We start from the raw sequence: 25,517 nt of genomic DNA, 5'->3' as shown, positions 1-25,517 counted from the left end.
GCGTGAGCACGGTGCAGGTCAACAGGGGGCGTCGGCGCCCGGTCGTGATGTCGATGATCGTCGCGGTGATGGCCGCGCTCGGTCTCGTCGCCGGCACGGCGAGTGCCAGTGCGGCACCGCTCGGCCCGATCGCGAAGCTCGACGTCGATCGCTATCTCGGGGTGTGGAATCAGGTCGCGGCGATCCCGCAGCCGTTCAACATCGACTGCCTGCGCAACACCCAGGCCCGCTACACCCTGATCGACCCGAACAACATCAAGGTCGAGAACACCTGCACCAAGTTCACCGGGCAGCGCAGCGGCATCACCGGCAATGCCCGCGTCAACGACCAGAAGACGAAGGCGCAGCTGCACGTCAGCTTCCCGGGTGTGCCGTTCCAGAGCTCGAAGTCGGGCCCGACGAACTACATCGTCACCTACATCGCGCCCGACTACTCCTGGGCGCTCGTCGGCAGCCCCGAGCGTCTCTCGGGCTTCGTGCTCAAGCGCGACAAGCAGGTGTCGAGTGCACAGTGGAAGGCGATCAAGAACGTGATCGTCTCGCGCGGATACAACCTCAACCTGTTCATCACCACGCCCATCGACGGTGCGTACCCGAACGTGACGCCTCTCGCGCTCGTTCGCTGACACACCCGTTCCACCACGACGCCCCGCCGGGTCCACCCGGCGGGGCGTTGTGCATGGTGCGTGGCCGAGATCGTCCCCGTGACGACGGTCCGGCGGCGATACGCCCTCGGCAACCTCTCAGGGGGACGATCTCAGCAGCGCGCCTTGTTCAGAAGTAGTGCGACCGGCCGGCGACCACGCGACCGTGGCTGCCCGAGAAGGCCAGTGCGACACCGATGACCGCCAGCACGATGCCGATGATCCACATCCACTGGATCGGGATGATCAGACCGATGACGATCAGGATGAGTCCCAGGATCGTCATGAGGTCCCGTAGTCGACCGAGAGGCGCTTCACGCCGTTGAGCCACCCCGACCGCAGTCGTTCGGGCTCGGCCAGCTTGGTGATGTCGGGCATGTGGTCGGCAATGGCGTTGAAGATCAGGTTGATCTCCATGCGCGCCAGGTTCGCACCGATGCAGTAGTGCGTGCCGTGGCCACCGAAACCGACGTGCGGGTTGGGATCTCGCAGGATGTCGAACGTGAACGGGTCTGCGAAGACTTCCTCGTCGTAGTTGGCCGAGCCGTAGAACATGCCGACGCGGTCGCCCTTCTTGATCTGCACACCGTCGAGCACGAGGTCCTCACGCGCCGTGCGCTGGAACGAGTTGACCGGGGTGGCCCACCGGACGATCTCGTCGGCCGCGGTCGTGGGGCGCTCACGCTTGTAGAGCTCCCACTGATCGGGGTGGTCGAGGAAGGCGTTCATGCCGTGGGTGATCGCGTTGCGGGTGGTCTCGTTGCCGGCGACCGACAGCAGGATGAAGAAGTAGCCGAACTCGATCTCCGACAGTGATTCTCCGTCGAAGTCCGCGTTGACCAGCTCGGTGACGATGTCCTCCGCCGGACAGGTCTTGCGCGCCTCGGCCATCTGGTAGGCGTACCCGAGCACCTCCGCCGACGCGGTGGTCGGATCGACGGTGAACTCGGGGTCGTCGGCGTTCATCATCGAGTTCGACCACTCGAAGAGCTTGTGCCGGTCCTCCTGCGGGACACCGAGCAGATCGGCGATGGCCTGCAGCGGCAGCTCGACGGCGACCTGGTGCACGAAGTCGCCCCGACCGTTCGCGGCGGCCTCCTTCACGATGGTCTCGGCCGCGGTGGCCAGCTTCTCCTCGAGGCCGTGCACGGCGCGGGGGGTGAACAGCCGCGACACCAGCTTGCGCAGGCGGGTGTGCTCCGGCGGGTCGTGGTTGATGAGCAGCGCCTTGGTGATCTCGAGGGCCTCGGGCGGCATCGTGTCCTCGAACCGCATGATGACGCCGTTGTCGTTGGTCGACCACAGGGCGTCGTTCTTCGAGATGTCGCGCACGTGCTCGTGCTTGCTGACCACCCAGTACCCGCCGTCGGTGAAGCCACCGCCCTTGCCCGGCTTCTGGGCGTTCCACCACACCGGCGCGGTCTTGCGCAGCTGGGCGAACTCGTGGATCGGGAGGCCCTTCTCGAGCAGATCGGGGTCGGTGAAGTCGAACCCGTCATGCATGAACGGGCAGGCGGCGGGATCGGTCGCGGCGCCGGCAATACGATCGAGGGAGGTCATTCGTCTCCTGGTGGTACGTCCCGCCGCCGATCTCGTCGGATCACGGCAGCGGTGAGGTCGGCCCGTCAGCGAGACGGGTATGCGTAGTATCGAGGCCAGTGGTACCGATACCAATGGATACGATACCACTGGATCAGGAAGGTGTGTGCGTGGTCACGTCGAATTCATCGACCGCTCTCGGATCGGCCGGGGAACCGGACGATCGCGGTGGCGCGCCCGCGGCACCGACGCCGCGTGGCGGCCGGCCGAGGGACATGACGATCGACGCGCGCGTATTACCGGTGGTCCGCGATCTGCTCGTCGAGGTCGGTTGGAACGACCTGAGCGTGCGCGCGGTCGCGGCGAAGTCGGGCGTGGCCCGCGCGACCATCAACCGCCGCTGGGAGACGAAGGCGGAACTGGTGCTGCACGCGGTTCTCAACGACCGGATCGTGCTGGAGGACATCGGCACCGACGAACCCGGCGGGTGGATCGACGACCTCATCCGACAGAGCCGTCAGATCTTCGGTCACCCCGATCTGCGCTCGGCCCTGCCCGGTCTGCTCAGCACGTTCGAACAGGACCCGGGTCTCCGCAATCAGCTGTGGAGCGGCTTGGCCGGTCCGGCGGCCGAGCGATACGCCGTCCAGGGCGCCCCGACGCGACGCGATCAGGCCGAGACCGACGCCCTCGCGATGATCATCATCGCCGCGGGCACCGCCATGTTCGCCAGCGTGCTCGCCACCGACATCACCACCGACCCGATCCGCGACCGCATCGACGAACTGCTGCACATGATCGGACGCGAGGTCGTCGGCGGGGACGCGCAGGGCACAGACGGGGCGCAGGGGGCCTGATCAGGCCCCGGTGAACCTCGCGGCCCGGCGCTCGACGAACGAGGTCATGCCTTCGGCGCCGTCGGCGGTGGTGAACAGTCCCGCGACGGTCGGCTGCAGCTTCTCGACGGCCGCGGTGGTGTCGGGCAGTGCCGACTGCGCCGAGGCCAACGTGGCCCGGACGCCCAGTGGGGCGGCCTTGTCGACGATCGACCGCGCTATGCGCACAGCAGCCTCCCGCGCCGCACCTTCCGGGGCGATCTCCTGAATGAGGCCGATCCGGAACGCCTCCGCCGAGTCGAACTCGTCGCCGGTGAGCATCCATCGCATCGCGTTGCCCCACCCCGCCTCCCGGGTGAAACGCAGTGTCGCGCCCCCGAACGGGTAGATCCCGCGCTGCACCTCGAGCTGCGTGAAGCGCGCGGTGGTGTCGGCGACACGGATGTCGGCCGCGAGAAGCAGTTCGATCCCCAGCGTCATGACCCAGCCCTGCGCCGCGGCGACGACGGGTGTGGTCCACGGCCCGTCGAGCCGCCACGGGTCGCGCGAGCCCTCGGGCACCAACACCTCGCCGGCCAGCACGGCCGCACCGACGTCGGCGAGGTCGAGCCCGGTGGTGAAGTCGGCGCCGTGGGCGAAGAGGACGCCGCACCACACGTCGGGGTCGTCCTCCACGATCGCGTACGCGCGGGCCAGGTCGGCCAGCAGATCCCGGTTGAAGGAGTTGCGCTTCTCGGGTCGGTTGAGCCCGATCAGCAACAGGTGCCCGTCGCGCTCGAGGGTCAGGGTCGCGAGTGTGGGGTCCGTCGTCATGGTCCGAACCATACTATGGTTCTCACCATAAATGGTTCGGACCGACCGAATCAGTGCTTCTCGGCGAGCACCACGGCGAAGCGGTCGTCGGGATCGGTCCAGATCTGCTCGACCCCGAAACCGGCGGCGGTGAGTTCCTCGGTGATCCCCGACCGTCGGAACTTGGCGGAGATCTCGGTGCGCATCTGCTCGCCCTCGGCGAACTCGACCTCGAGATCGAGATCGCGCACGCGGACGGTCATGGCCCGGCGCGCCCGCAGCCGCATCTCGATCCACTCGTTGTCGGTGTCGAACATAGCGACGTGGTCGAAGCCGTCGAGATCGAAGTCGCCACCGAGGCGACGGTTGATGACGGCGAGCACGTTGCGGTTGAAGTCGGCGGTCACGCCGCGCGCGTCGTCGTAGGCCGGCACCACGATCGACTCGTCGACCACGAGGCCCACGCCGATGATGAGGTGTTCGCCGGGACGCAACGCGGCGGCGACGCCGGTGAGGAAGGCCGCCCGGTCGGCGGGCACGAGATTGCCCAGGGTCCCACCCAGGAACGCGACGGTCCGGTTGGCGTGATCGGGGATGGACGCGGCGGTGTCGATGAAATCGCTGACGATGCCGGCGACGCGCAGATCGGGGTACTCCACCGCCAGCTCGTCGACCGCACCCTGCAACGCGGTGACCGAGACATCCTGCGGCACATAGGTGGTCAACGTCCCGGCGCGGATCCCGGCGTCGAGGAGCAGACGCGTCTTCTCCGACGACCCCGAGCCGAGCTCGACGAGCGTGGTCATGCCGGTCGCGGCGGCGATGTCGTCGGCGTGGGCGGCGAGGATCGCCTTCTCGGTACGCGTGGGGTAGTACTCGTCGAGCGTGGTGATGACCTCGAACAGCTCGCTGCCCCGCTGATCGTAGAACCACTTGGGCGGCAGGTGTTTCGGCGATGCCGTGAGACCGGCACGCACATCGGTGACGAGGGCCTCGTCGACCTCGTCGGGGTTGATGTGGATCTCGAGTGCCTCGGTCGAGACGGGATGGGACACGGGTTGCCTCCTCAGGGGGCTCAGGGTGGAGCAGGTCGAATGGATCGAACGGGTCTAGAGGGGTTGCGTCGTCACCGATCCCGCGGTCGCGACGATCAGAGATCGGTCGGGCACGGGCTCCCAGGTGCGGTCCCCGTCGAGCGGGTCCGAGTCGAGGGGTTCCGAGGCCACCCACACGTCGTCGTCGGTGACCGACGTCGACAGCGAGTGATGGACGGCAGTGCCCCACAGCGTGGTCCCATCGCCGAGGAGGAGGTTCAGACGCGAACCGGGCCCGGACTCGTCGAGCGCGGTCACGACGCGGCGCAACACGTCGACGGGGTCGTGGTCGCGCAGGAGGTGTCGGATGACCATCCACAACCCGGCCGAGTCGGTGGCGGCGGGCAGCCGTAGCAGGTCCTCGACGGGCACCTCGGCGGCGAGGCCGGCGAGGCTGTGCGGCCATCCGGCGACGACACCGTTGTGACTGAAGGCCCATCGGCCGTCGACGAACGGGGCCGAGGCGGTCGCGACGACGGGCATCCCGACCGTGGCCGATCGGACCGCGGCGAGCACCGCGGTCGAGCGGGTGTGGGTCAGGACGTCGTCGACGGTGCGGTCGGTCCAGATCGGGGCGGCCGACCGATACAACGTCGCGGCAACGGGTCCCGTCGGGTCACCGTCCGAGCCGGAGTCGGGCCACCAGGCGGCACCGAACCCGTCGGCGTTGGCGACGGCGCCGCAGCGCATGTCGTTCGGTGCCCACGACTGGACGATCAGCGAGTGTCCCCCATGGTGGAGGACGTCACCCACGGCCGCGGCGGGCCCCAGGTAACCGAGGTGTCGACACATGTGTCAGTCGACGTCTCGCGCGAGTCGGAAACCGGAGAAGATCTGCCGCCGGATGGGGTGGTCCCAGTTGCGGAACGTCGAGCGCACCGCGACCGGGTCGGTACCGAACGACCCGCCGCGCAACATCTTGTAGTCGCCGCCGAAGAACACCTCGGAGTACTCGGGGTAGGGGAACATCGCGAACTCCGGGTAGGCGGTGAAGCCGCTCGAGGTCCACTCCCACACGTCGCCCACCATCTGCTCCACCCCCAGCGCCGAGGCGCCCGCGGGGTACGCACCGATGTCGGCCGGCTCGAGGTGTCGCTGCGCGAGGTTGGCGTGATCGGGCGTGGGATCGGCGTCACCCCACGGGTATCGGGGTCCGGCGACCGATACCCCGGTCGCCGGGTCGAAACGTGCGGCCTTCTCCCATTCGGCCTCGGTCGGCAGCCGCATCCCGGCCCAGCGCGCGAACGCCTCGGCCTCGAAATAACAGACGTGCACGACGGGTTGGTTCTCGCGGATCGGTGCCCGCACGCCGAAAGCGGTTCGCGACCAGGACCCGTCGGCGTCGCGATCCCAGAACTGCGGGGCCACGAGGCCTGCCTCGGCGCGATGCGCCCACCCGCGTTCCGACCACAGCTCGCGCCGGGTGTACCCGCCGTCGTCGATGAACTCCGCGTAGCGCCCGTTGGTCACGGGGTATCGGTCGATCGCGAAGGTCGGGACCATGACCGTGTGCGCGGGCTTCTCGTTGTCGAGGGCCCACGGGTCGGTGTCGGTGCCCATCACGAACGGACCGCCGGGGACTATGACCTGGTCGGCGACCACGCGGCCGGCGCGCGGCGGGGCGGGTGCGGTGAGAACCGGCTCGCCGGAACGCAACTGGTGGGTGGCGAGCATCGTCTCGTCGTGCTGCTGCTCGTGCTGGGCGATCATCGCGAACACGAATCCGCGGTCGACGAGCGGGTCGCCGGTCAGGGGTGTGGTGTCGAGGACGCCCATCGCGTGGTCGCGGACCGCGGCGGCGTAGGCACGCGCCTGGGTGGGATCGAGGATCGGGAGGCCCGGCCGCGACGACCGCGAGTGACGGAAGGCGTCGTAGAGGTCGTCGAGATCGGGGCGTAGCGGCTCGCGGCGGCCGACCTCGCGGATCAACCAGAGTTCCTCCTGGTTGCCGATGTGGGCGAGGTCCCACACGAGGGGACTCATGAGGGGCGAGTGCTGCGCCCGCAGATCGGCATCGGTGACCGCGTCGGTGAGAGCGGCGGTGCGGCTGCGCGCCCGCCCCAGCACCTCGGCGAGGCGGGCACGGGTGGCCGAGGGGGTCTCGCCGTACGGGGTGTCCACAGCGGGATGGAAAGCAGTCATGCCGGAATCGCCTCCTGGGCGGGGGTGTGGCCGCGGGCGCAGCGCGCTACGGCGGCGACGAGGTCGTCGTGGTCGGTTCCTGCGGGCGTGGCCTCGGCGGCCAGCGACAGCAGATGGCTTGCCGCCGAACGGAGCTCGGCGTCGCGCAGACCGCGCTGCGCGGCGCGGAGCCAGGCGTCGGCGGTGGATTCGGCGATGGCGGCGGCCGCGGCCCCGACGTCGTCGGCGGAGAGCAGTGCGGTGACCGCGGCGATCGGTACCGACCACATGCCGGCGGGCTGACCGTCGAGGTAGCGCACCTCGAGGTATCCCTGCGGGCGGACCATCGGGAAGACGGTGCTGACGTGGTACGCGAGGTCGTCGGCGTCGGGGCGGCGGCCGACGGCGGCATCGAGGTGCCCGTCCATCCAGTCGGCGAACGTCGCACCCGCGGGCGGTGTCCACAGGGTGCCCGCCGCGGTGCGTACGCACAGCAGCGGGACCGCGAGCACCCAGTCGGTGTAGTCGTCGATGGTCTGCGCCGGCGGGGGGATCCGGGTGCGGTCGGTCTCGAGCCACGTGCGCATCCGCTGCGACGCCCACGGCGACCCGTCGACGCCGTGCAGATCCGGGGAGTTCGCGAACGCCGACATGAGGGCCGGTCCGATGGTGTGCAGCAGCGTCCATCGGGTGACCGCGTGGTCGGCGTCGACGCCGGCGTCGAGCGCGACCTGGACCGCGGCGGTGTTGCACATCATCAGGGCGCCGAAACGACCGCTGCGGCCGAAGCTCTCCTCCATCGCGCGGTACCGCTCGGTGGTGAGCAACCGCTGCGGTGGGCGGAATCCGTCGGCCGCGCCGGCGACCACGGCGATGCCTCGGGCGGCGAGCAACTCGCGCAGCCGCGCCTCGTCGGCCGCGAGGGCTCGGCGGAGCGCGCGGGTGTCGGGGAGGGGGACGCTGGAGAGTTCGATCTGGCCGCCGGGCTCGACGGAGACGACACTTCCGGAGCCCAGGGGCAGTTCGGGGGAATCAGGTGCGATGGAGCGGGGGGCGTGCCGACCGAGTGCTGCGGCGAGGTCACGCAGCTCGGGTCGGGCGGCCTCGGCGGTGAGAGCGGGTCGCGCGGCGGAGACGGGATCGCGCGGGGTCTCCTCGGCGACGCGGGTGAACCATTCCAGTTCGGCGCCGATGAGTCGCGGTGGCCCCAGCTTGAAACACACCCTGGTCAGGTGTGCGGCGGCAGCCGGGCGAGAGGTGATCTCGCCGGAGGTGGTTGTCATGTCCGAACTCTCGTGTCAGGGCGACCGGCCTCGGGGCCGGTGCCACCTCTCGGATCGTCGCGATACTCGGCTGCTCGGTATCGGTGGCGCCGGATCCCGTGCGGTTCACGCGCGGGGATCGGGCGGCGAGGAGTGCTGCACACCGATGCTACGGATTTTCCGTCCGACGTACATCCCCCTCCGTAGGGGACCGGGAAGCATCCGTGGCGAGGGGGAGCGTCACGACGAAGGTCGCGCCGCCGACACCGGGCCGAACCCCGTCTTGCGCCGATTCGGACGAATGCGGCGATTCGTCCGTCGACTGCTCGTGGGTCACGGTCGCGTGGGTGACGTCGCCGCCGTGGGCGCGGGCCAGCGCGCGGGCGATCGGGAGGCCGAGTCCCGCGCCCGTCGAGTCACGTGCGGCGTCGAGTTGGACGAGCCGGTCGAAGATCCGCTCCCGCGCCTCGGGGGGCACCCCGGGACCGCTGTCGGTGACCGCGATCCGTGCCGTGGGGCCGTCGACGGAGATGTCGACCGTGACCAGAGCACGCGCGGTGTCGGTGGCGGCGCGCACCGCGTTGTCGACGAGGTTCGACACCACCTGCCCGATCCGGCCCCCGTCGACACGGATGGGCACAGCGGCGGCACCGGTGCGGCGGATGGTCACCGGTCCACCGAGCAGACGCCACCGATCGATGACGTCGTCGACCACCTCCACGAGGTCGGTGTCGGCGAGGGTGAGCTGCGGATCGCTGTCGATGCGCGCCATGTCGAGCAGGTCGGCGACGAGTCGCGAGGCGTGCTGCGACTCCCGCACCAGCAGCTCGGTCCACCGCGGGATGCGATCGGGGCGGTCACCGGCGTCGCGGCGCAGGGACTCGGCCACCGCCGACAACCCTGCGATCGGGGTGCGCAGTTCGTGCGCCGCGTCGGCGAGGAACCGTTTGGTGTCGGCCTCGGCCCGGCGAGCGGTGTCGGCGGCGGCGCGCTGTGCGGTCTCGGCCGCCTCGAGGGCATCGAGCATCTCGTCGACCGACCCCGCCGCGCGTCCGAGCTCGGTGTCGGGGGCGCGGGGGCGGAGGCGTCGACCGCGGTCGCCGGAGGTGATGCCGCGCGCGACGGCGACCATCGCATCGAGCGGCCGCAGCGCACGCCGGACGACGAGGAGCATCAGTGCAGCGGCCACCACGAGGGTCGCCGCGCCCGCGCCGAGCATCAACCACCGCAGTTGCGTCCGGACCTCGGCGATCGACGTGGTGTCGCCGAGGAGGGTGACCGTGGTGCCGCCCGGCAGCCGCCGGGTCACCACCAGCGAATCCGCGGGCGGCCGCGGCGGGCCTCGATCAGGGCCCACCCCCGGCGCCGGAGGGCCGCCACTCGGGTCGACGGCATCCCGACCGCCGGGGTCACCCGTACCCCGCCCACCCGGACCCGGACGACCCGACGGCGGGACCGGGACGTCACCGGCACCGGCGTCGGGGAACGGTCCGGGACCGCCGTAGACCTCGCCGTCGGAGGTGGTGACGCGCACCCGGATCGCGTCGCCCTGCAACGCGTTCGCGAGCTGTTGGGGTGAGTAGCCCTCGGCCACCAGCGTGGTGGACCGGTCGGCGCGGTCGGTGAGCCGGGCCGAGAGATCGCTGCGCAGTTGATGACCCAACGCGATGTCGATCGCGACCCCGACGAGCGTGAGCAGCACGGCGAACAGCAGCACCACGAGCACCAGCACCCGGCGACGCAACGAGGGTGTCGGGGTGGTCGAGATGCCCTCGGGGTCCACGGGGTGTCGGCGCCCACCGATGCGACGTATCCAGACGCTCGGGGAGGTCGCGGTCACGAGGCGACCCGGAGGACGTAGCCGAGGCCCCGGACGGTGTGGATCATGCGCGGTCCGTGGGCTTCCATCTTGCGGCGCAACGCGCTGATGTGGACCTCCACCAGGTTCACGTCGTAGGCGTCGTATCCCCAGACCGCCTGCAGGATCTGCGGTTTGGTGACCGTGCGGCCGCGTTGGGTGACGAGGAACTCGGCGAGCCGCAGTTCGGTCGCCGTCACGTCGAGGACGGCGCCGCCGCGGGTGATGGTGCCCGCGGTCGGATCGACCAGCAGGTCGCCCACCGACACCGCCGCCTCGGTCCGGCCGCGCCGGCGGAGCACCGCGTCGGCCCGCGCGAGCAGCTCGTCGAGCAGGAACGGTTTGACCACGTAATCGTCGGCGCCGCTGCGCAACCCGTGGAGCCGGTCGTCGATGTGGTCGCGGGCGGTCACCATGATGATGCCCGCATCGGAACGCTCGCGGACGATGTCGATCAGGTCGAATCCGTCGCGCCCGCCGGGCAGCATCACGTCGAGGATCACCAGATCGGGACGCCGCGCGGCGATCAGTTGTTCGAGATCGCCGCCGTCGGCGACACCGGTCGCGGAATACCCCGCGTCGACGAAGGCCTCCACCACCGGTTCGCGGATCGCGTCGGAGTCCTCGACGACCACGACGCGTTGCGCGGTGCTGAAGTCGCCCTGGGTCACCGGCCCATTGTGGTCTGCCATGACACCACTGTGCTCACGACTGCCTGAAGTGACGCTGAAGACCCGCTGTGGGGTCGCTCGATTCAGGATGGCTTCAGCTGCGGCCGTCACCGTCGTTGATGTCGGGCTCACCGCTCGACTCCCACGAGACACGAGACGAGGACCAGCGATGGCTGACAAGACTCCGGACAAGCCCGGCGACGACACCCCGACCGGGCGCATCGACCGCCCCGCCACCCCGGCGGACCCCCACACACCGACGGTCGCCTACAGCGCGAACAACCCGTCGACCAGCCCCCTCGAGGGCCAGCCCGCACCCGCTGCGGCAGCACCGGCCGCCCCCAGCGGGTCGCGCTGGTCGCGTGTCCGCTCGCAGGCCGGCGCCAAGCCCTGGCTGCCGCTCACCGCGGTCGGTGTGGGCGGGGCGCTCCTCGGCGCCGTCGTGGTGTCGGCGATCTTCCTCGCCAACCCGGTGGAGCAGAACGTCAACAACGCATCGTCGTCGAGCGCGCTGCCCCGCTCCGGTGGCGACCAGCCGCAGGCACCCGATGCCTCCGGCGCACCGTCGGCACCGGGTGGGTCGGGAGCACCCGCGGCCCCCGGTGACGGCGCCGGCCCCGGTGGCAAGGGCGGACCCGCGGGTCCCGACGCCAAGGGCGGCCCGGACGGACCGGATGCCAAGGGCGGCCCCGACGGCGCGAAGTGCGCCCCGGGTGGGCCCCCCGCCCCGGGCGGACCCGACGCCAAGGGCGGCCCCGCCGGACCCGACGCCAAGGGTGGACCGGATGCGAAGGGCGGACCCGCGGGTCCCGACGCCAAGGGCGGCCCGGCCGGTCCGGATGCCAAGGGTGGACCCGACGGCAAGGCCCCGACCGACGGTGGGCAGCGCCCGCCGGCACCGAGCGGCGCGCCTGCACCTCCCGCCGGTTCCTGAACGACCGTCATCGACCACCGCGGGTGGCGCTCGTCGCACGAGCGTCACCGCGGTCTCGTCGATCGACCGTAATGTTTAGTTAGCGTCACATCTGTGTCGCGGTCGCGTCGCGTCCACCCGGCACCCCTAGCGTCTCCCCTCGCGGGGGTTCGGGGGCGAGCCGAGAGACCAACAGATGTTTGCGCACAATCGAATTCGAACGCTGATCGTCACCGCCGCGATCGGTGCCGCCGCCGCGGGTGTCGTGACCGCACCCGGTGTCGCGGGCGCCACCCCGCCGGCGATCCCGTCGGCCGCGACCGCACGGTCCGAGCTGGCCGACCTCCAGGTCGCCACCGAGGGCTCGATGAGCGGGTACTCACGCGACCAGTTCCCGCACTGGATCGCCCAGTCGGGCACCTGCGACACCCGCGAGACCGTGCTCAAGCGCGACGGCAGCGGCGTGACGACCGGCTCGGACTGCTCCCCGACCGCCGGCAGCTGGTACTCGCCGTACGACGGCGTCACCATCGCGGAGTCGTCCGGTGTCGACATCGACCACGTGGTGCCCCTCGCCGAGGCGTGGCGCTCCGGTGCGGCGTCGTGGACCACCGCCCGCCGCCAGCAGTTCGCGAACGATCTCACCAACTCCCAGCTCATCGCGGTGTCGGCGAGTTCGAACCGCTCGAAGGGCGATCAGGATCCCTCGACGTGGCTGCCGCCGGTGTCGGCGTATCGCTGCACCTACGCCCGCATGTGGGTCGGGTCGAAGCACGCCTGGGGCCTGAGCCTGCAATCGTCGGAGAAGTCCGCACTCACCACCCTGCTGAACGGCTGCTGACCATGACAGGTGACATCGCGCCGGGAGAACTGTCCACCATCGTGACCGCCGCACCGGGGGGCGTGATGACCGACGAGGTCGGCGTCATCACCGGATCGGTCGAGATCGCCTGTCGCTGCGACGACGGCAACCGGGGCATCGCCCGTGTCCGGTACCAGGACGCCGGCGAGTGGTACACGATCACCGACGTCGCCCGTGCCCTCTCGGGCCCCGACGAACTCCCCGACTTCCACCGCTCGGTCGTCGAGCGCTTCGCGACCCCCTGACCCACCCGCCGATCGGGCAGGTAACTCCGTCCATCGGGCAGGTAACTCCGTCGATCGGGCAGGTAACTCCGTCGATCGGGCATTTATTCGCGTCGATCGGGCACTTATCAGCATCGAGTGGGCACAACGGCGGTCGAGCTCCGGACTGCCGTCGAATCGACTCCGGGATCTGCCCGATCGATCCAATTAAGTGCACGGTCGACGGCAGCAACTGCCCGGTCGACGGCGGCAACTGCACGGTCGGCGGCGGGAGGCGACGTACGGTGGGGCTGGCCGTGACACGGTGAAGCAGCGCAGACGCCACTCGAGGAGGCCGGCGACCATGAGCGATTTCCCGCACGACAACGAGACCCCCATCGGCGAGACGACAGAGATCGCCGAGGAGGAGAAGGCGTACGCCGCGTCGCAGGAGCCCACCGACGACGACTCCGACACGACGAAGCCCGACCACGCGCTGGGCGGTTCCGAGGGGACGACCGACGGAACCTGACCACGACACCGGCGTCGATCACCCCGCACTGGTCGCTGCGCTGCGGCGGGCCGGATGCGTGTTCGCCGACGACGAGGCACGCCTGCTCACCGACGCCGCCGAGTCGCCCGCGGCACTGCGTGCGCTCCTTGCTCGTCGGATCGCCGGGGAGCCGCTGGAACAGGTCGTCGGATGGGTCGCGTTCGACGGCCTGCGCATCGACGTGCGGCCCGGGGTGTTCGTGCCTCGACGGCGCACCGAGCTGCTGGTCACCATCGCCTCGGCCCGGCTGGTATCCGACTCGGTGTTCGTCGAGATATGTTGCGGCAGCGCTGCTATCACGCGCGCGGTGACCGAACGCACCGGTGTCCGGTCGGCCACCGCCTGCGACATCGATCCGATCGCGGTCGCCTGCGCGGAGGTCAACGCCCCCGACGCCCACATCGTCTGCGGCGACCTCTTCGACCCCCTGCCCCGCGATCTCGCCGGCCGTGTCGACGTCATTGTCGCCAACGCCCCGTACGTTCCCGGGAACGCGATCGCGTTCATGCCGCGCGACGCCCGCGACCACGAACCCCGACACGCACTCGACGGTGGCGACGACGGTCTCGCGATCGCCCGCCGCATCGTCGCCGACGCGCCCCGGTGGCTCGCCGACGGCGGCACCTTGGCGATAGAGACCTCACCCACGCAGGCCCCGCATCTCGAGGCCGCGTTCATACGGGCGGGACTGACCGCCACCACCGTCACCGACGACGCCGTCGACGGGTGCGCCGTGGTCGGTGTCCGTCGCGGGGTCGGTTCGCCTCTTCGGGCCGGTCAGCCCGACGTCCGTCCGTAGGCTGGACGCCGAAGGCCATCACGTCGCGCCACCGCGCGACGGGCACGACAACGGAGTAATCATGAATCCTCGGACCTGCCTGGTCACCGGCGCCACCGGATACATCGGCGGACGCCTCGCGCCACGGCTCATCGCCGCGGGCCACACCGTGCGTGCGCTGGCGCGGACGCCGGAGAAGCTCGCCGACGCCCCGTGGGCCGACACCGACGTGGTGGTCAAGGGCGATCTCTCCGACCGCGACTCCCTCGACCGGGCCTTCGAGGGCGTCGACGTCGTCTACCACCTGGTCCACTCCATGGGCCTGTCCGAGGACTTCATGGCCGAGGAGCGCGAGTCGGCCACCAACGTCGCCAAGGCCGCCCAGCACGCGGGCGTCTCGCGGATCGTCTACCTCAGCGGCCTGCACCCGACGGGCAAGGATCTGTCGCAACACCTCACCTCGCGGGTGGAGGTCGGCGAGATCCTCATGGCCTCGGGCATCGAGACGATCGTGCTGCAGGCCGGTGTCGTGATCGGCACGGGTTCGGCGTCGTTCGAACTGATCCGGCACCTCACCGATCGCCTGCCGGTGATGACGACACCGCGCTGGGTGCACAACAAGATCCAGCCGATCTCGGTGCACGACGCGATGCACTACCTCGTCGAGGCCGCCACGGCCCCGGTGCCGGAGAGTCGCACGTGGGACATCGGCGGCACCGAGGTGTTCGAGTACGGCGACATGATGCAGATCTACGCCGAGGCCGCCGGACTGCGCCGGCGCCGGATGATCGTGCTGCCGTACCTGACCCCGTCGATCGCGAGCCGCTGGGTGCGCCTGGTGACCCCGGTGCCGAGTGGTCTGGCCCGCCCTCTCATCGAGTCGCTCGAGTGCGACGCGGTGATGCACGACCACGACATTGACACCGTGATCCCCCGACCCGAGGGCGGACTGCAGACCTATCGCGAGGCTCTCGACGCCGCGCTCGACCGGGTCCGTCGCGCCGATACCGACAACGACTGGTCGAACGCCGACGCCTCCGTGGCGGCCGCCGAACCCCTTCCGTCGGATCCCACGTGGGCCGGCGAGGACGTGTTCACCGACACCCGCTCGCTGTCGACTTCGGCCACGCCCGAGGCACTGTGGGACGTCATCGAGGGTCTCGGCGGCGAGAACGGTTGGTACTCACTCGAATCCGCCTGGACCGCTCGCGCGCTCATCGACTCGGTCGCCGGCGGACCGGGCGTCCGTCGCACCCGCCCCTCGGGCACACCGGAGGTCGGCGACGCCCTCGACTGGTGGCGCGTGGAGGCCATCGAGCCCGGCTCGCTGCTGCGCCTGCGCGCGGAGACGAAGATGCCCGGCACCGGTTGGCTCGAGTTGCGAGTGGTCCCCGACGGCTCCGGGTCGCGACTGGAACAGAAGACCATCTTCTACGCACGCGGCCTGGCGGGCCTCGCGCACTGGTACGGACAGCTGCCGTTCCACAAGGTGGTCTTCTCGCGCATGCTGCACAACATCGTCGCAAAGGCCGAGTCGCACAGCTGATCTCGGCGGTGCACAAGCCATCATACTCCGATCACGGCCGCGCTAGGCTGACCCGGTGTACCCACCCGGCTATTTCGACCTCGAGACGCTGCTGACCGCGCAGTGGTCACCGGGTAGCGGCACGACGATCACCTCCAGCGTGTTGCCACCGCAGTGGAATCATGCGTTGGACCGACTCGGACGCGACCTGGCGGTCCGGCACTACAACGGCGACATCGCGCACATCCGTTTCGAGGCCGTGCACCGGCCGAACCGGGATGACGACGAGGACGACTACATCTGGTTGTCGAGCGAGGTGACACCCGTCGGCGACGTCCCCCAGGGAATGATGCACGACGGCGAGGGCGTCCTCGCTGATGCAGACGCGGAGTCGATCGTCTGCGCCTGCGCGTCATTCGTGCAGGATCAGATCGCGCGGGCCGGGATCGTGTGGCCGCGCGGTCGCGAGGGAGGTTTCCTCTACGCCTCGGTGGCAGACGGAGTAGCCGTGTGGGGTCCCGAGGCGGAGCACGCTCCGGTCGGCTCTCTCACCGCGTGACCCGCGTGCCTTCGCCCGGTCCACCCCACCCTGGCTGGGTCACGCCGGTCGCGACACCCTCTGCACCGCGAGGCGATAGCCGACACCGACGATCACCACACCCACCCCGACGGCGATCGACGCGACCGGCAGCGTCGCCACCAACACCACGCAGCCGACGGCGCCGAGCGCTTGGAGTGCGCGCGGATAGCGGCGGTCGTCGCCGCGCTGGGTCCATGCCGCGGCGTTGGCGATCAGGTAGTAGAGCAACACCCCGAAAGACGAGAACCCGATCGCGTCACGCAGATCGACGGTCAGCACGAGGGCGACGACCACCGCGGCGAGCGACACCTCGGCCCGCAGCGGGACGTGGTGCCTCGGCGCGATCCTCGACAGTGCCCGCGGGAGATCGCCGTTGCGCGCCATGGCCAATGCGGTGCGTCCGATCCCGGCGATGAGGGCCAGCAACGCGCCGAGCGCCGCCAGCGCGGCACCGATGCGGACCGGTGTCGCCCAGCCACTTCCCCCACCCGCGGTCGCCAGATCGACCAGCGGTGATCGGCTCGACCCAAGATCGTCGACACCGAGCACGGCCAGCGCGGCGATCCCGACGGCGACGTACACGACGAGCGTGATCCCCAGCGCGGTCACGATCGCGCGAGGGATGGCCCGCCGCGGGTCACGGACCTCCTCGCCCAGGGTCGCGATGCGGGCGTAGCCGGCGAAGGCGAAGAACAACAGCCCGGCCGACTGCGCGATGCCGTACCACCCGTGGCCGAGCAGATCACCGGTCAGATTCGACGCTTCGGGGTCACCGCCGACGACACCGACGGCGACCACCGCGACGAGGACGGCCAACACCACCGACACGATCACCATCGTCGCGGTGGCCGTGCGGGTCACACCGAAACAGTTCACGGTGGCCAGTGCGATGACCGCGGCCGCGGCGACCCAGGGAGCCGCCCCGGCCGGGACGGCGTACGTCGCGAAGGTCAGGGCCATCGCCGCGCAGCTCGCGGTCTTGCCGATGACGAAGGTCCACCCGGCGAGGAAACCGGCCCAGTCGCCGAGTCGCTCGCGACCGTAGAGGTAGGTGCCGCCCGACTGGGGGTACTGCGCGGCCAGTTGCGCCGACGACGTCGCGTTGCAGAACGCCACCACCGCCGCAATCGCCAGACCGATGAGCAGGCCCGATCCGGCCACGTCGGCCGCCGGGCCGAACACCACGAAGATGCCGGCGCCGATCATCGACCCGAGGCCGATCACGATGGCGTCGCCGGTGCCCAGCCGCCGCGCCAACCCCGCTACGGGCACCGACGGTCCAGACGACTCCGCCCCGGTCACGTCGATCGGAATCGATGTGCCGGGGCGGAGGAGCGTCGGTGGGTCAGGCGCCGAGCGCCGGGCCGAGCGTGGAGAACCACGACTCGTGCAGGCGGGCCTGCCAGTAATCCCAGAAGTGGACGCCCTCGGCGGTGATCTTCACGACCGGGTTCACGCCGTTGCGGCGCAGGGTGTCGACGTACTGGACGCTCGCAATGGAGGCGGCGACCTCGAGCGGCACGAGCTGAGCGAACTTCACCGGGTCGGTGGTCGGGTTGATGTTCGAGCCACCCGAGCCGGAGGAGATGTAGACGCGCTTGCCGCGCAGCTTGCCCGCGTTGAGTGCCGGGTCGTTGGCGAGCCACTCGCCGCCGGGCCACACGCCCCACATGTTGTTCACGTCGCCGCCGACCTGGCCGACTGCCACGCCGATGCCCTGCGCGAAGCCGGGCTCGCTGGCGACGGGGTAGCCGCTGTATGAGGCGACGCCGCGGTAGAAGCTCGGGTGACGCGTGGCGAGGTTGAGTGCGCTGGTACCGCTCATCGACAGACCGGCGATGGCGTTGCGGCCGTTGGTGCTGCCGTACTTGCCGGCCAGGTAGGCGGGGAGTTCACGGGTGAGGAAGGTCTCCCACTTGTTGAGCCCGAGGCCCGGATCGCGACGCTCCCAGTCGGTGTAGAAGCTGCCGGCGCCACCGAACGGCAGCACGACGTTGACGTTCTTGTTGGCGAAGAACCGCACGATGTCGGTGTTGATCAGCCAGCCGTTGTCGTTGTTGGGGGCGCGGAGACCGTCTAGCAGGTACAGCGTGGGGGCACCCGCCTTGCGGGCGCCGAGGATCTGCACCGGGATGCGCTTCTGCATGGCCGCCGAGTACACGTAATCGGAAGCGGTACGAGCCTGCGCGGGTCCTGCGGTGACGGTGGCGAAACCCGCGATGGACGCAGTGGCCAGGACTGCTGCCACGAGGCGTGTTCGGAGGCTGCGAATCGACATCGAATCTGGTCCTTAGGTTCTCGCGAGGCGGTAGACCCCAGCACAGTAACAGCCGGATAACAGGTCGGCAGAATCGCTGGTCTGCTATCGGACATATCGCTTTTACGATTCGATTACTTAGTACTACGCAACTAATATCCTCGCTCATGACCTCCGTTCACACCGCTGCCACCGGCACCGGCAGCGCGGTCGACGTCTACACCGCGCTCGCCCGGATCTCCCGAACGCTCCGCCACGAGGCGGGTTCGGGATCGCTCACGCTCGGCTCCACGTCGGCGCTGTGGGTGCTGGTGTCGAGCCCGCCGATGCGCCTGTCGGAACTGGCGGCACGTGAACGCGTCACCGCGCCGACGATGTCGCGGATCGTGAGTGGGCTCGAACGCGACGGGATGGTGGCCCGCACCGCCGACCCGCTCGACGGACGGGCCAGCCTGATCACCGCGACCGACGCGGCGATCGAGCTCATCACCTCCACCACCTCGCGCCGTGCGCGACTGATGGAGGAGGCGCTCTCCCGCCTGTCCCCCGACGACCGCGCCGCCGCCGAGCGCTCCATCGCCCTGCTCGCGGAGTCGTTGATCGAGACGGTCCGGCCCCGACCCGACTGACCTCCGGCGCAACCGCACACCACCGCTTCGTTCTTCACCGCGAGAGATCCGAGGAAGCCATGACCCGCAGTTCCACCCCCGTGCTCGACAAGGGCGCCGCACCCGAACCCTCGGGCCGCCGGCGCATCCGTTCGCTCGAGGAACTCGGTCCGCACTACAAGTGGATCGCTTTGTCCAACACCACGTTGGGGATGCTGATCGCCACGATCAACTCCTCCATCGTGCTGATCGCCCTGCCCGACATCTTCAAGGGCATCCACCTCAACCCGCTCGAGCCCGACAACACCAGCTACCTGCTGTGGATGATGATGGGGTTCCTCGTCGTCACCGCGGTGCTCGTCGTCAGCTTCGGTCGCCTCGGCGACATGTTCGGCAGGGCGCGCATGTACAACATCGGGTTCCTGGTCTTCACCATCTCGTCGGTGTTCCTCGCCGCGACGTGGTTCGACGGCAGCAAGGCCGCGATCTGGCTGATCTTCTGGCGCGTCATCCAGGGTGTCGGCGGCGCCTTCCTCATGGCGAATTCGTCGGCCATCCTCACCGACGCCTTCCCGACGCACCAGCGCGGACTCGCCCTGGGCATCAACGGTGTCGCGGCGATCGCCGGATCGTTCCTCGGCCTTCTCGTCGGCGGCGTCCTCGCCCCGATCGACTGGAACCTCATCTTCCTGGTGTCGGTCCCCTTCGGCGTCGTCGGCACCGTGTGGGCCTACATGAAGTTGCACGACACCGGAGTTCGCCAGAAGGCGTCGATGGACTGGTGGGGCAACCTCACCTTCGCCGTCGGTCTGATCGCGATCCTCGTCGGCATCACCTACGGCATCCAGCCCTACGGTTCGTCGAACATGGGCTGGACGAGTCCGATGGTGTTGAGCTGCCTCATCGGTGGGCTCGTGGTGCTCGCGGCGTTCGCGGTGATCGAGACCCGTGTCGCCAACCCGCTGTTCAACCTGTCGCTGTTCCGCAACCACTCGTTCCTCTACGGCAACCTCGCCAACCTCATGGCGTCGATCGGCCGCGGTGGTCTGCAGTTCATCCTGATCATCTGGCTGCAGGGAATCTGGTTGCCGCAGCACGGATACGACTACACCCGCACCCCGCTCTGGGCGGGCATCTACATGGTGCCGATGACGATCGGGTTCCTGCTGTCGGCGCCGGTCTCGGGATATCTGTCCGACCGCGTGGGCACGAAGTGGTTCACCACCAGCGGTCTCGCGATCACCGCTGTCACCTTTTTCGCGTTGATCGTGATCCCGGTCGACTTCAACTACTGGGCCTTCGCGGTCATCCTGCTGATCAACGGCGTCGGCATGGGTCTGTTCTCGTCGCCCAACCGCGCCGAGGTGATGAACAGCCTGCCCGCCAACGCACGTGGGTCGGGCGCAGGCATGATGACCACGTTTCAGAACGCCGCGATGGTGCTGTCGATCGGCCTGTTCTTCAGCCTGATGATCGCCGGTCTGTCCAGCGACCTGCCGTCGGCGATGCACGGTGGCCTGGTGGCCAACGGTGTCTCGCAGGCCGATGCGAACTCGGTCGCGAACCTGCCGACCGTCGGCATCCTGTTCGCCGCCTTCCTCGGCTACAACCCGATCAAGGAGCTCGTGGGTCCGCACCTGTCGACGCTGTCTCAGACCAACCAGGACACGCTCACGGGGCTGAAGTTCTTCCCGCACCTCATCTCCGAGCCGTTCTCGAACGGGCTGTCGGCGGCGTTCACCTTCGCGATCGTCTGCTGCATCCTCGGTGCGATCGCCTCGATGTTCACCGGGCGGTCGGGCGACAAGGCCGAGGTCGAGATCGCCCCGGAGCAGCGGTCCGACCACCGAGAGACCGTCGGCGAGGAACTCGCGAGTGTCGGCTTCGGCGGGGTCGCGGGTCGCGACTCCGAACACGCGCAGGCACGGCGGTAACCGTTCTCCACCGGGAGACCTCTTGACTTTCCTGGTTGGAAAGTAGAAGCTACTTTCCAACCAGGAAAGAGAGGCTCCCATGAACGACATCGATCCCGAACAGGCTCGCGCAGCACTCGATTCGGTCGGACGGGCACGCGACCACGTGGCCGCCGAGATCGGTTTGCCCCGCGCCTACTGGTGGATTCTCGCCGCGGCGTGGCTCGTCCTCGGCGTGATCGGGGCCTACGGTCCGGCCTGGGCGGCGACGGTCGCGACCATCGTCTTCGGTGTCGGGCACTCCATCGCTGCGTCGCGGCTGCTCGAGGGACGGCGTCGCACCGCGCAACTGCAGGTCAGCCGCGAGGTCGCCGATCGGCGCGTGCCGGTGGTCGTCGTGGCGATGCTGCTGGCGCTGGTCGCCCTCACCGTCGCCGCCGCGCTCGCCCTCGACGCCGACGGCGCCCACCACCCGCAACTGTGGGCGGCAGTGTTCGTCGCGGCGGTGGTCGGTTTCGGAGGACCCGAGATCCTGCGCACGCTGCGGCGCCGGCTGGGCGCATGACCGACGCGCGCTTCGACGAACTCATCCACCCCAGCACGCGGCTCACACTGATGGCGACACTCGCCGCCGCCGACTGGGTGGAGTTCTCCTACCTCCGCGAGCGGCTGTCGATGTCGGATTCCGCTCTGTCGAAACAACTCTCGACCCTCGAGGGCGCCGGGTACGTCGCCACCGAACGACCGACCACCGGCTCACGCCGCACGGTCCGCGCCCGCATCACCGACGGTGGGCGCACCGCGTTCCGCGGTCACGTCGCCGCGCTGCAGGCGATCGTGGGCGGGGACAGCTGAGCGACGACGACTCTGCTGAAAACTGCCCCGTGGCGGTGCCTCGAGGGGAATGTTCCCCCGGAGCGCCACCACGGGGCAGTTTTCAGCAACCACCGGCGATCACTCGACGCCGATGGTGACCTCGGTCGACTTCACGAGCGCGGTCGCGGCCTGCCCGACGGTGAGGCCGAGTTCCTCGACGGCCTCCTTGGTGATCGACGAGACCACGGTCTGGCCGCCCGGTTCGAGCGCGATCTTCACCGTCGCCATGACCGATCCCAGGGTGATCTCGGTGATCACGCCGGACAGCTGGTTGCGCGTGGACAGTCTCATCGGTGTCGTTTCCTCTCGTCGCGTGGGAACCACGAAACCGCAGTTCACAGCGGCAATCTAGCAACCCCGAGACGGCCTCGGCCATCGTCTCCGCTCACGCGGGCACCGCGCGGTGCAACGACCGCATCTGCGCGATGACGCTGCCGTTTTGACGCTGGCTCCTCGGTCGCGCAGCATGGTCACACATGTGGTTACCCGTCGGTAACCCCGTGTCACCTCGAGGAGAACCATGCGCAGGACCCTGTACGGACCCGACCACGTCGCCTTCGGTGAGTCGGCCCAGGAATTCGTCGACCGCTACGTCATGCCGCGGCACGAGTCGATCATCGAGCAGCGCTACATCGACCGCGAGATCTGGAAGCGCGCGGGCGAATCGGGCTTCCTCGGTCTCGAGGTCCCCGAGACCTACGGCGGCTCCGAGGCCGGTGACTACCGGTTCAACGCGATGTTCACCGAGGTGCTCTCGGGCGTGAGCGCCGCCCTGCCGTCGGCGTTCGGCATCCACGTCGACATCGTCGCGCCCTACCTCACCCAGCTGACCACCGAGGAGCAGCGCGAGCGCTGGCTGCCCGGCTTCTGCACCGGCGACATCGTCACCGCGATCGCGATGACCGAGCCCGCCGCCGGATCCGACCTCGCCGGCATCAAGACCACCGCCCGGCAGGAGGGCACCGATTGGGTCATCAACGGGTCGAAGACCTTCATCACCAACGGCTACAACGCCGATCTCGTGGTCGCCGCGGTCAAGACCTCGCCGGAGAAGAAGTCCAAGGGCATCACCATGTTCGCGATCGAGAAGGGCATGCCCGGGTTCGAGCGGGGCCGCAAACTCGACAAGGTCGGTCAACCCGAGTCCGACACCGCCGAGCTCTTCTTCTCCGACGTCCGCGTCCCCGCCGAGAACGTGATCGGCGAGGTCGACCGCGGCTTCATCCACATGATGACGTTCCTGCCGCAGGAGCGCCTCAACTGCGCGGTCTCGAACCTGGCGCACGCCAAGGCGTTGTTCGGCGAGACCCTCACCTACGTCAGCGAGCGCAAGGCCTTCGGCCAGGCGGTCGGGTCGTTCCAGTTCAACAAGTTCACGATTGCCGAACTGGCCACGAAGATCGACGTGACGCAGGCGTTCGTCGACGCGTGCGTGAGCGCCCACGCCGACGGTGAGCTGTCGGCGGCCGACGCCGCCAAGGCCAAGTGGTGGACTGCCGAGATCCAGAACTCGATCCTCGACACCTGCCTGCAGTTGCACGGCGGCTACGGGTTCATGAACGAGTACCGCATCGCCCAGGCGTGGAAGGACGCGCGCGTCACCAAGATCTGGGCCGGTTCCAACGAGATCATGAAGGAGATCATCGGCCGCGATCTCGGTTTGTAGTCTCCGGTAGCGTCCCTCGCAGGGGCCCGACCACACGAGGAGACATTGGTGTCCGTTCTCGACATGTTCCGACTCGACGGCAAGGTCGTCATCGTCACCGGCGCGTCCGCCGGTCTCGGTGTCGCGTTCGCGAAGGCGTCGGCCGAGGCGGGCGCATCGGTCGTCCTCGCCGCGCGCCGGGTCGAGAAGCTCGCGGAGACGAAGTCGCTGGTGGAGTCGGCCGGCGCGAAGGCGCTCACCGTCGCCACCGACGTCGCCGATCCAGAGGCGTGTGCCGCGCTCGTCGACGCCGCCATGGCGGAGTTCGGTCAGGTCGACGTGCTGATCAACAACGCCGGCGTAGGGACCGCGGTGCCCGCGACGCGGGAGACCGTCGAGCAGTTCCGCTCGGTCATCGACATCAACCTCAACGGCTCGTACTGGACGGCGCAGGCCGCGGGCAGGGTGATGGCCCCGGGCAGCTCGATCATCAACATCGCGAGCATCCTCGGCATCACCACCGCCGGACTGCCGCAGGCCGCCTACGCCGCCAGCAAGGCCGGCGTCATCGGTCTCACCCGCGACCTCGCCCAGCAGTGGGGAAGCCGAAAGGGCATTCGCGTCAACGCGATCGCGCCGGGCTTCTTCGCCTCGGAGATGACCGACCAGTACCACGACGGCTACCTCGAATCGCAGCAGCCGCGACAACTGTTGGGCCGCACCGGCGACCCGGCCGAGCTCGCCGCCACCGCGGTGTGGCTCGCCTCGCCCGCCGGCGGATACGTCACCGGCCAGACCATCGTCGTCGACGGTGGCGTGTCGATCACCTGACACGCAGGGCCCACCGATGACCGAACCCGACTGGACCCGCCCCTCCGGCTACAAGTCCGGCCGGGGATCGCCGTCGCGGCGGCGGCGTCGCTGGCCGTGGATCGCGGTCGGGGCGATCGGCGCGGTCGTCGCCGTCGGGTTGATCGCGCCCGACGACACCAAGCAGTCGTCCGATCAGGCCGCAGCAGTGGTCGCGACGCCGCCGGCCGGCGCCGAGTCGAGCGCTGCCCCATCGGGTTCGGCCCCGGTGACCACGACCACGAATACGCCGGCACCGGCGCCGTCGAGTGCAGCCGCCGTCGGGTCGACCACCCAGGCCCAGGCGGCCCTGAGGCAGCTCGACGGGTTGGCCGTGAAGGGCCGCGCGCCCAAGACCGGTTACAGCCGAACACAATTCGGGCAGGCGTGGAGCGACGACGTCGACGTCGACGGTGGCCGCAACGGCTGCGACACCCGCAACGACATACTGCGGCGCGACCTCACCGCCATCACCGTGCGGCCGGGGACCCGGGGTTGTGTGGTGCTGACCGGGACGCTCGCCGACCCGTACACCGCGACGTCCATCGCTTTCACCCGCGGCGCGCAGACCTCCGACGACGTCCAGATCGACCACGTGGTCGCGCTGAGCGACGCGTGGCAGAAAGGTGCGCAACAACTCTCGGCCGACAAGCGTCGTGACCTGGCCAACGATCCCCGCAATCTGCAAGCCACCGACGGACCGACGAATCAGCGCAAGGGCGACGGCGACGCCGCCACCTGGCTGCCGCCCTCCCGGGCGTTCCGCTGCACATACGTGAGCAGGCAGGTGCAGGTGAAGTCGGTGTACGGACTCTGGGTCACCCAGGCCGAGAAGGACGCGATCACCCGCGTGCTCACCACCTGCGGTGCGGTCGCCGCCCCGGCCCCGGTTCCCGAGACCCGCACGCAGACGCCGGTGCCGCGACCCGCTCCCCGCAACACACCGCCGCCGCCTGCGCCGGCCGCGCCGGTGGTTCCCGACGGGGGCGACGTCTACTACCGGAACTGCGCGGCCGCCAGGGCCGCCGGTGCCGCCCCGATCCGAGCCGGCGAGCCCGGGTATCGCGCGGGCTTGGACGGGGACGGCGACGGGACGGCCTGCGACAGGGGTTGATCGTAGAAGATCGACCGACATCGT

General features: G+C 69.6%; 28 protein-coding genes. 16 read left to right on the top strand and 12 right to left on the bottom strand.

The genetic code is table 11. From position 1 onward, the window contains the following. Positions 1-2: 2 nt before the first annotated feature. Positions 3-626 carry a lipocalin family protein gene (locus tag ASG12_RS02295; RefSeq protein WP_443089070.1) on the top strand — a complete coding sequence of 208 codons (624 nt, stop codon included), beginning with the start codon at positions 3-5 and terminating at the stop codon, positions 624-626. 148 nt (positions 627-774) lie between these two features. Here the strand turns inward: ASG12_RS02295 and ASG12_RS21935 are convergent, their stop codons facing one another. Both ASG12_RS21935 and ASG12_RS02290 read right to left on the bottom strand, forming a co-directional pair. Next, positions 775-930, bottom strand: a complete 156-nt coding sequence (locus ASG12_RS21935; protein WP_200932719.1) for a hypothetical protein — start codon at positions 928-930, stop codon at positions 775-777. Continuing rightward, entirely contained in the window at positions 927-2,204 is a 1,278-nt protein-coding gene (locus ASG12_RS02290; protein WP_055784696.1) for a cytochrome P450, read from the bottom strand. The genes ASG12_RS21935 and ASG12_RS02290 overlap by 4 nt, the downstream gene beginning before the upstream one ends. A gap of 254 nt (positions 2,205-2,458) precedes the next feature. Between ASG12_RS02290 and ASG12_RS02285 the strand changes: the two genes are divergently transcribed. After that, entirely contained in the window at positions 2,459-3,040 is a 582-nt protein-coding gene (locus ASG12_RS02285) for a TetR/AcrR family transcriptional regulator (RefSeq protein WP_235455842.1), read from the top strand. On the opposite strand, the gene ASG12_RS02280 is transcribed toward ASG12_RS02285, so the two are convergent. The 7 genes from ASG12_RS02280 to ASG12_RS02250 all read right to left on the bottom strand — a co-directional run bounded on the left by ASG12_RS02280 (position 3,041) and on the right by ASG12_RS02250 (position 10,838). Further along, entirely contained in the window at positions 3,041-3,832 is a 792-nt protein-coding gene (locus ASG12_RS02280) for a crotonase/enoyl-CoA hydratase family protein (protein ID WP_200932718.1), read from the bottom strand. A gap of 50 nt (positions 3,833-3,882) precedes the next feature. Further along, a complete protein-coding gene (egtD, locus tag ASG12_RS02275) occupies positions 3,883-4,866 on the bottom strand; it encodes an L-histidine N(alpha)-methyltransferase (RefSeq protein WP_055784687.1) in 984 nt (327 codons plus the stop codon). A 54-nt stretch (positions 4,867-4,920) separates the two neighbouring features. Then, positions 4,921-5,697: an ergothioneine biosynthesis protein EgtC gene (gene egtC / locus ASG12_RS02270; protein ID WP_055784685.1), complete on the bottom strand. Its 777-nt coding sequence runs from the start codon at positions 5,695-5,697 to the stop codon at positions 4,921-4,923. 3 nt (positions 5,698-5,700) lie between these two features. Continuing rightward, positions 5,701-7,047, bottom strand: coding sequence for an ergothioneine biosynthesis protein EgtB (gene egtB, locus ASG12_RS02265; RefSeq protein WP_055784682.1), 1,347 nt, complete (start codon positions 7,045-7,047; stop codon positions 5,701-5,703). Then, on the bottom strand, positions 7,044-8,309 hold the full coding sequence (gene egtA / locus ASG12_RS02260) for an ergothioneine biosynthesis glutamate--cysteine ligase EgtA (protein ID WP_055784681.1): 1,266 nt from the start codon (positions 8,307-8,309) through the stop codon (positions 7,044-7,046). Before egtA ends, egtB begins: the two co-directional genes overlap by 4 nt. A 148-nt stretch (positions 8,310-8,457) precedes the next feature. Then, complete coding sequence (locus ASG12_RS02255; RefSeq protein ID WP_156377889.1) at positions 8,458-10,128, bottom strand: HAMP domain-containing sensor histidine kinase; 1,671 nt, start codon at positions 10,126-10,128, stop codon at positions 8,458-8,460. Further along, the gene (locus ASG12_RS02250; protein ID WP_055784675.1) at positions 10,125-10,838 is read right to left on the bottom strand and encodes a response regulator transcription factor; all 714 of its coding nucleotides are present in this window, start codon (positions 10,836-10,838) and stop codon (positions 10,125-10,127) included. Before ASG12_RS02250 ends, ASG12_RS02255 begins: the two co-directional genes overlap by 4 nt. Before the next feature lie 148 nt (positions 10,839-10,986). On the opposite strand from ASG12_RS02250, the gene ASG12_RS02245 reads away from it, so the two are divergent. The 7 genes from ASG12_RS02245 to ASG12_RS02220 all read left to right on the top strand — a co-directional run bounded on the left by ASG12_RS02245 (position 10,987) and on the right by ASG12_RS02220 (position 16,210). Then, positions 10,987-11,751, top strand: coding sequence for a hypothetical protein (locus tag ASG12_RS02245; protein WP_055784672.1), 765 nt, complete (start codon positions 10,987-10,989; stop codon positions 11,749-11,751). 175 nt (positions 11,752-11,926) lie between these two features. Continuing rightward, positions 11,927-12,571, top strand: a complete 645-nt coding sequence (locus ASG12_RS02240; protein ID WP_045824811.1) for an HNH endonuclease family protein — start codon at positions 11,927-11,929, stop codon at positions 12,569-12,571. 2 nt (positions 12,572-12,573) lie between these two features. Continuing rightward, positions 12,574-12,837, top strand: a complete 264-nt coding sequence (locus ASG12_RS02235; RefSeq protein WP_055784670.1) for a hypothetical protein — start codon at positions 12,574-12,576, stop codon at positions 12,835-12,837. Between the two features lie 322 nt (positions 12,838-13,159). Further along, positions 13,160-13,327 carry a hypothetical protein gene (locus ASG12_RS21930; RefSeq protein ID WP_200932717.1) on the top strand — a complete coding sequence of 56 codons (168 nt, stop codon included), beginning with the start codon at positions 13,160-13,162 and terminating at the stop codon, positions 13,325-13,327. A 28-nt stretch (positions 13,328-13,355) separates the two neighbouring features. Beyond that, a complete protein-coding gene (locus ASG12_RS02230; protein WP_055784667.1) occupies positions 13,356-14,147 on the top strand; it encodes a putative protein N(5)-glutamine methyltransferase in 792 nt (263 codons plus the stop codon). Between the two features lie 61 nt (positions 14,148-14,208). Further along, entirely contained in the window at positions 14,209-15,672 is a 1,464-nt protein-coding gene (locus tag ASG12_RS02225; RefSeq protein ID WP_055784665.1) for an SDR family oxidoreductase, read from the top strand. 55 nt (positions 15,673-15,727) lie between these two features. Then, positions 15,728-16,210: a hypothetical protein gene (locus tag ASG12_RS02220; protein WP_055784662.1), complete on the top strand. Its 483-nt coding sequence runs from the start codon at positions 15,728-15,730 to the stop codon at positions 16,208-16,210. Positions 16,211-16,249: 39 nt separating this feature from the next. Here ASG12_RS02220 and ASG12_RS02215 read toward each other — a convergent pair whose 3' ends face one another. Continuing rightward, positions 16,250-17,503 (bottom strand): APC family permease, encoded by a 1,254-nt coding sequence (locus ASG12_RS02215; RefSeq protein ID WP_235455837.1) that lies wholly within the window; start codon positions 17,501-17,503, stop codon positions 16,250-16,252. A 73-nt stretch (positions 17,504-17,576) separates the two neighbouring features. Further along, the gene (locus tag ASG12_RS02210; protein WP_055784656.1) at positions 17,577-18,509 is read right to left on the bottom strand and encodes an alpha/beta hydrolase; all 933 of its coding nucleotides are present in this window, start codon (positions 18,507-18,509) and stop codon (positions 17,577-17,579) included. A 146-nt stretch (positions 18,510-18,655) separates the two neighbouring features. Here ASG12_RS02210 and ASG12_RS02205 point away from each other — a divergent pair, with 146 nt between their 5' ends. From ASG12_RS02205 to ASG12_RS02190, 4 genes are all read left to right on the top strand, one after another. Continuing rightward, positions 18,656-19,117, top strand: a complete 462-nt coding sequence (locus ASG12_RS02205) for a MarR family winged helix-turn-helix transcriptional regulator (RefSeq protein WP_045824817.1) — start codon at positions 18,656-18,658, stop codon at positions 19,115-19,117. Positions 19,118-19,176: 59 nt separating this feature from the next. Next, positions 19,177-21,030, top strand: a complete 1,854-nt coding sequence (locus ASG12_RS02200) for an MFS transporter (RefSeq protein WP_082501584.1) — start codon at positions 19,177-19,179, stop codon at positions 21,028-21,030. A 79-nt stretch (positions 21,031-21,109) separates the two neighbouring features. Continuing rightward, positions 21,110-21,574: a hypothetical protein gene (locus tag ASG12_RS02195; protein ID WP_055784653.1), complete on the top strand. Its 465-nt coding sequence runs from the start codon at positions 21,110-21,112 to the stop codon at positions 21,572-21,574. Next, complete coding sequence (locus tag ASG12_RS02190) at positions 21,571-21,864, top strand: transcriptional regulator (protein WP_045824819.1); 294 nt, start codon at positions 21,571-21,573, stop codon at positions 21,862-21,864. Before ASG12_RS02195 ends, ASG12_RS02190 begins: the two co-directional genes overlap by 4 nt. 99 nt (positions 21,865-21,963) lie before the next feature. Here the strand turns inward: ASG12_RS02190 and ASG12_RS02185 are convergent, their stop codons facing one another. Further along, positions 21,964-22,176 (bottom strand): TOBE domain-containing protein, encoded by a 213-nt coding sequence (locus tag ASG12_RS02185; protein WP_045824820.1) that lies wholly within the window; start codon positions 22,174-22,176, stop codon positions 21,964-21,966. 229 nt (positions 22,177-22,405) lie between these two features. On the opposite strand from ASG12_RS02185, the gene ASG12_RS02180 reads away from it, so the two are divergent. The 3 genes from ASG12_RS02180 to ASG12_RS02170 are packed head-to-tail and all read left to right on the top strand — an operon-like array spanning position 22,406 to position 25,493. Beyond that, positions 22,406-23,551, top strand: coding sequence for an acyl-CoA dehydrogenase family protein (locus tag ASG12_RS02180; RefSeq protein ID WP_045824821.1), 1,146 nt, complete (start codon positions 22,406-22,408; stop codon positions 23,549-23,551). A gap of 48 nt (positions 23,552-23,599) precedes the next feature. Continuing rightward, positions 23,600-24,361, top strand: coding sequence for an SDR family NAD(P)-dependent oxidoreductase (locus tag ASG12_RS02175; RefSeq protein WP_055784650.1), 762 nt, complete (start codon positions 23,600-23,602; stop codon positions 24,359-24,361). Positions 24,362-24,377: 16 nt separating this feature from the next. After that, the gene (locus ASG12_RS02170) at positions 24,378-25,493 is read left to right on the top strand and encodes a GmrSD restriction endonuclease domain-containing protein (protein ID WP_055784646.1); all 1,116 of its coding nucleotides are present in this window, start codon (positions 24,378-24,380) and stop codon (positions 25,491-25,493) included. The last annotated feature ends 24 nt before the right edge of the window (positions 25,494-25,517 follow it).

It is taken from the genome of Williamsia sp. Leaf354 (assembly GCF_001424365.1).
GTDB lineage: Bacteria > Actinomycetota > Actinomycetes > Mycobacteriales > Mycobacteriaceae > Williamsia_A.
Note: the sequence above shows the minus strand (reverse complement) of the source record. Positions and strands in the feature narration are given on the sequence as shown.

Excerpts from the sequence above, each read along its gene's own strand:
- ASG12_RS02290 (WP_055784696.1), bottom strand. The coding sequence starts at position 2,204 with ATGACCTCCCTCGATCGTATTGCCGGCGCCGCGACCGATCCCGCCGCC.
- ASG12_RS02180 (WP_045824821.1), top strand. The coding sequence starts at position 22,406 with ATGCGCAGGACCCTGTACGGACCCGACCACGTCGCCTTCGGTGAGTCG.
- ASG12_RS02210 (WP_055784656.1), bottom strand. The coding sequence starts at position 18,509 with ATGTCGATTCGCAGCCTCCGAACACGCCTCGTGGCAGCAGTCCTGGCC.
- ASG12_RS02285 (WP_235455842.1), top strand. The coding sequence starts at position 2,459 with ATGACGATCGACGCGCGCGTATTACCGGTGGTCCGCGATCTGCTCGTC.
- ASG12_RS02205 (WP_045824817.1), top strand. The coding sequence starts at position 18,656 with ATGACCTCCGTTCACACCGCTGCCACCGGCACCGGCAGCGCGGTCGAC.
- egtC (WP_055784685.1), bottom strand. The coding sequence starts at position 5,697 with ATGTGTCGACACCTCGGTTACCTGGGGCCCGCCGCGGCCGTGGGTGAC.
- ASG12_RS21935 (WP_200932719.1), bottom strand. The coding sequence starts at position 930 with ATGACGATCCTGGGACTCATCCTGATCGTCATCGGTCTGATCATCCCG.
- ASG12_RS02195 (WP_055784653.1), top strand. The coding sequence starts at position 21,110 with ATGAACGACATCGATCCCGAACAGGCTCGCGCAGCACTCGATTCGGTC.
- ASG12_RS02185 (WP_045824820.1), bottom strand. The coding sequence starts at position 22,176 with ATGAGACTGTCCACGCGCAACCAGCTGTCCGGCGTGATCACCGAGATC.
- ASG12_RS02280 (WP_200932718.1), bottom strand. The coding sequence starts at position 3,832 with ATGACGACGGACCCCACACTCGCGACCCTGACCCTCGAGCGCGACGGG.
- ASG12_RS02250 (WP_055784675.1), bottom strand. The coding sequence starts at position 10,838 with ATGGCAGACCACAATGGGCCGGTGACCCAGGGCGACTTCAGCACCGCG.
- ASG12_RS02235 (WP_055784670.1), top strand. The coding sequence starts at position 12,574 with ATGACAGGTGACATCGCGCCGGGAGAACTGTCCACCATCGTGACCGCC.
- ASG12_RS02240 (WP_045824811.1), top strand. The coding sequence starts at position 11,927 with ATGTTTGCGCACAATCGAATTCGAACGCTGATCGTCACCGCCGCGATC.
- ASG12_RS02225 (WP_055784665.1), top strand. The coding sequence starts at position 14,209 with ATGAATCCTCGGACCTGCCTGGTCACCGGCGCCACCGGATACATCGGC.
- ASG12_RS21930 (WP_200932717.1), top strand. The coding sequence starts at position 13,160 with ATGAGCGATTTCCCGCACGACAACGAGACCCCCATCGGCGAGACGACA.
- ASG12_RS02170 (WP_055784646.1), top strand. The coding sequence starts at position 24,378 with ATGACCGAACCCGACTGGACCCGCCCCTCCGGCTACAAGTCCGGCCGG.
- ASG12_RS02190 (WP_045824819.1), top strand. The coding sequence starts at position 21,571 with ATGACCGACGCGCGCTTCGACGAACTCATCCACCCCAGCACGCGGCTC.
- ASG12_RS02200 (WP_082501584.1), top strand. The coding sequence starts at position 19,177 with ATGACCCGCAGTTCCACCCCCGTGCTCGACAAGGGCGCCGCACCCGAA.
- ASG12_RS02245 (WP_055784672.1), top strand. The coding sequence starts at position 10,987 with ATGGCTGACAAGACTCCGGACAAGCCCGGCGACGACACCCCGACCGGG.
- egtA (WP_055784681.1), bottom strand. The coding sequence starts at position 8,309 with ATGACAACCACCTCCGGCGAGATCACCTCTCGCCCGGCTGCCGCCGCA.
- egtB (WP_055784682.1), bottom strand. The coding sequence starts at position 7,047 with ATGACTGCTTTCCATCCCGCTGTGGACACCCCGTACGGCGAGACCCCC.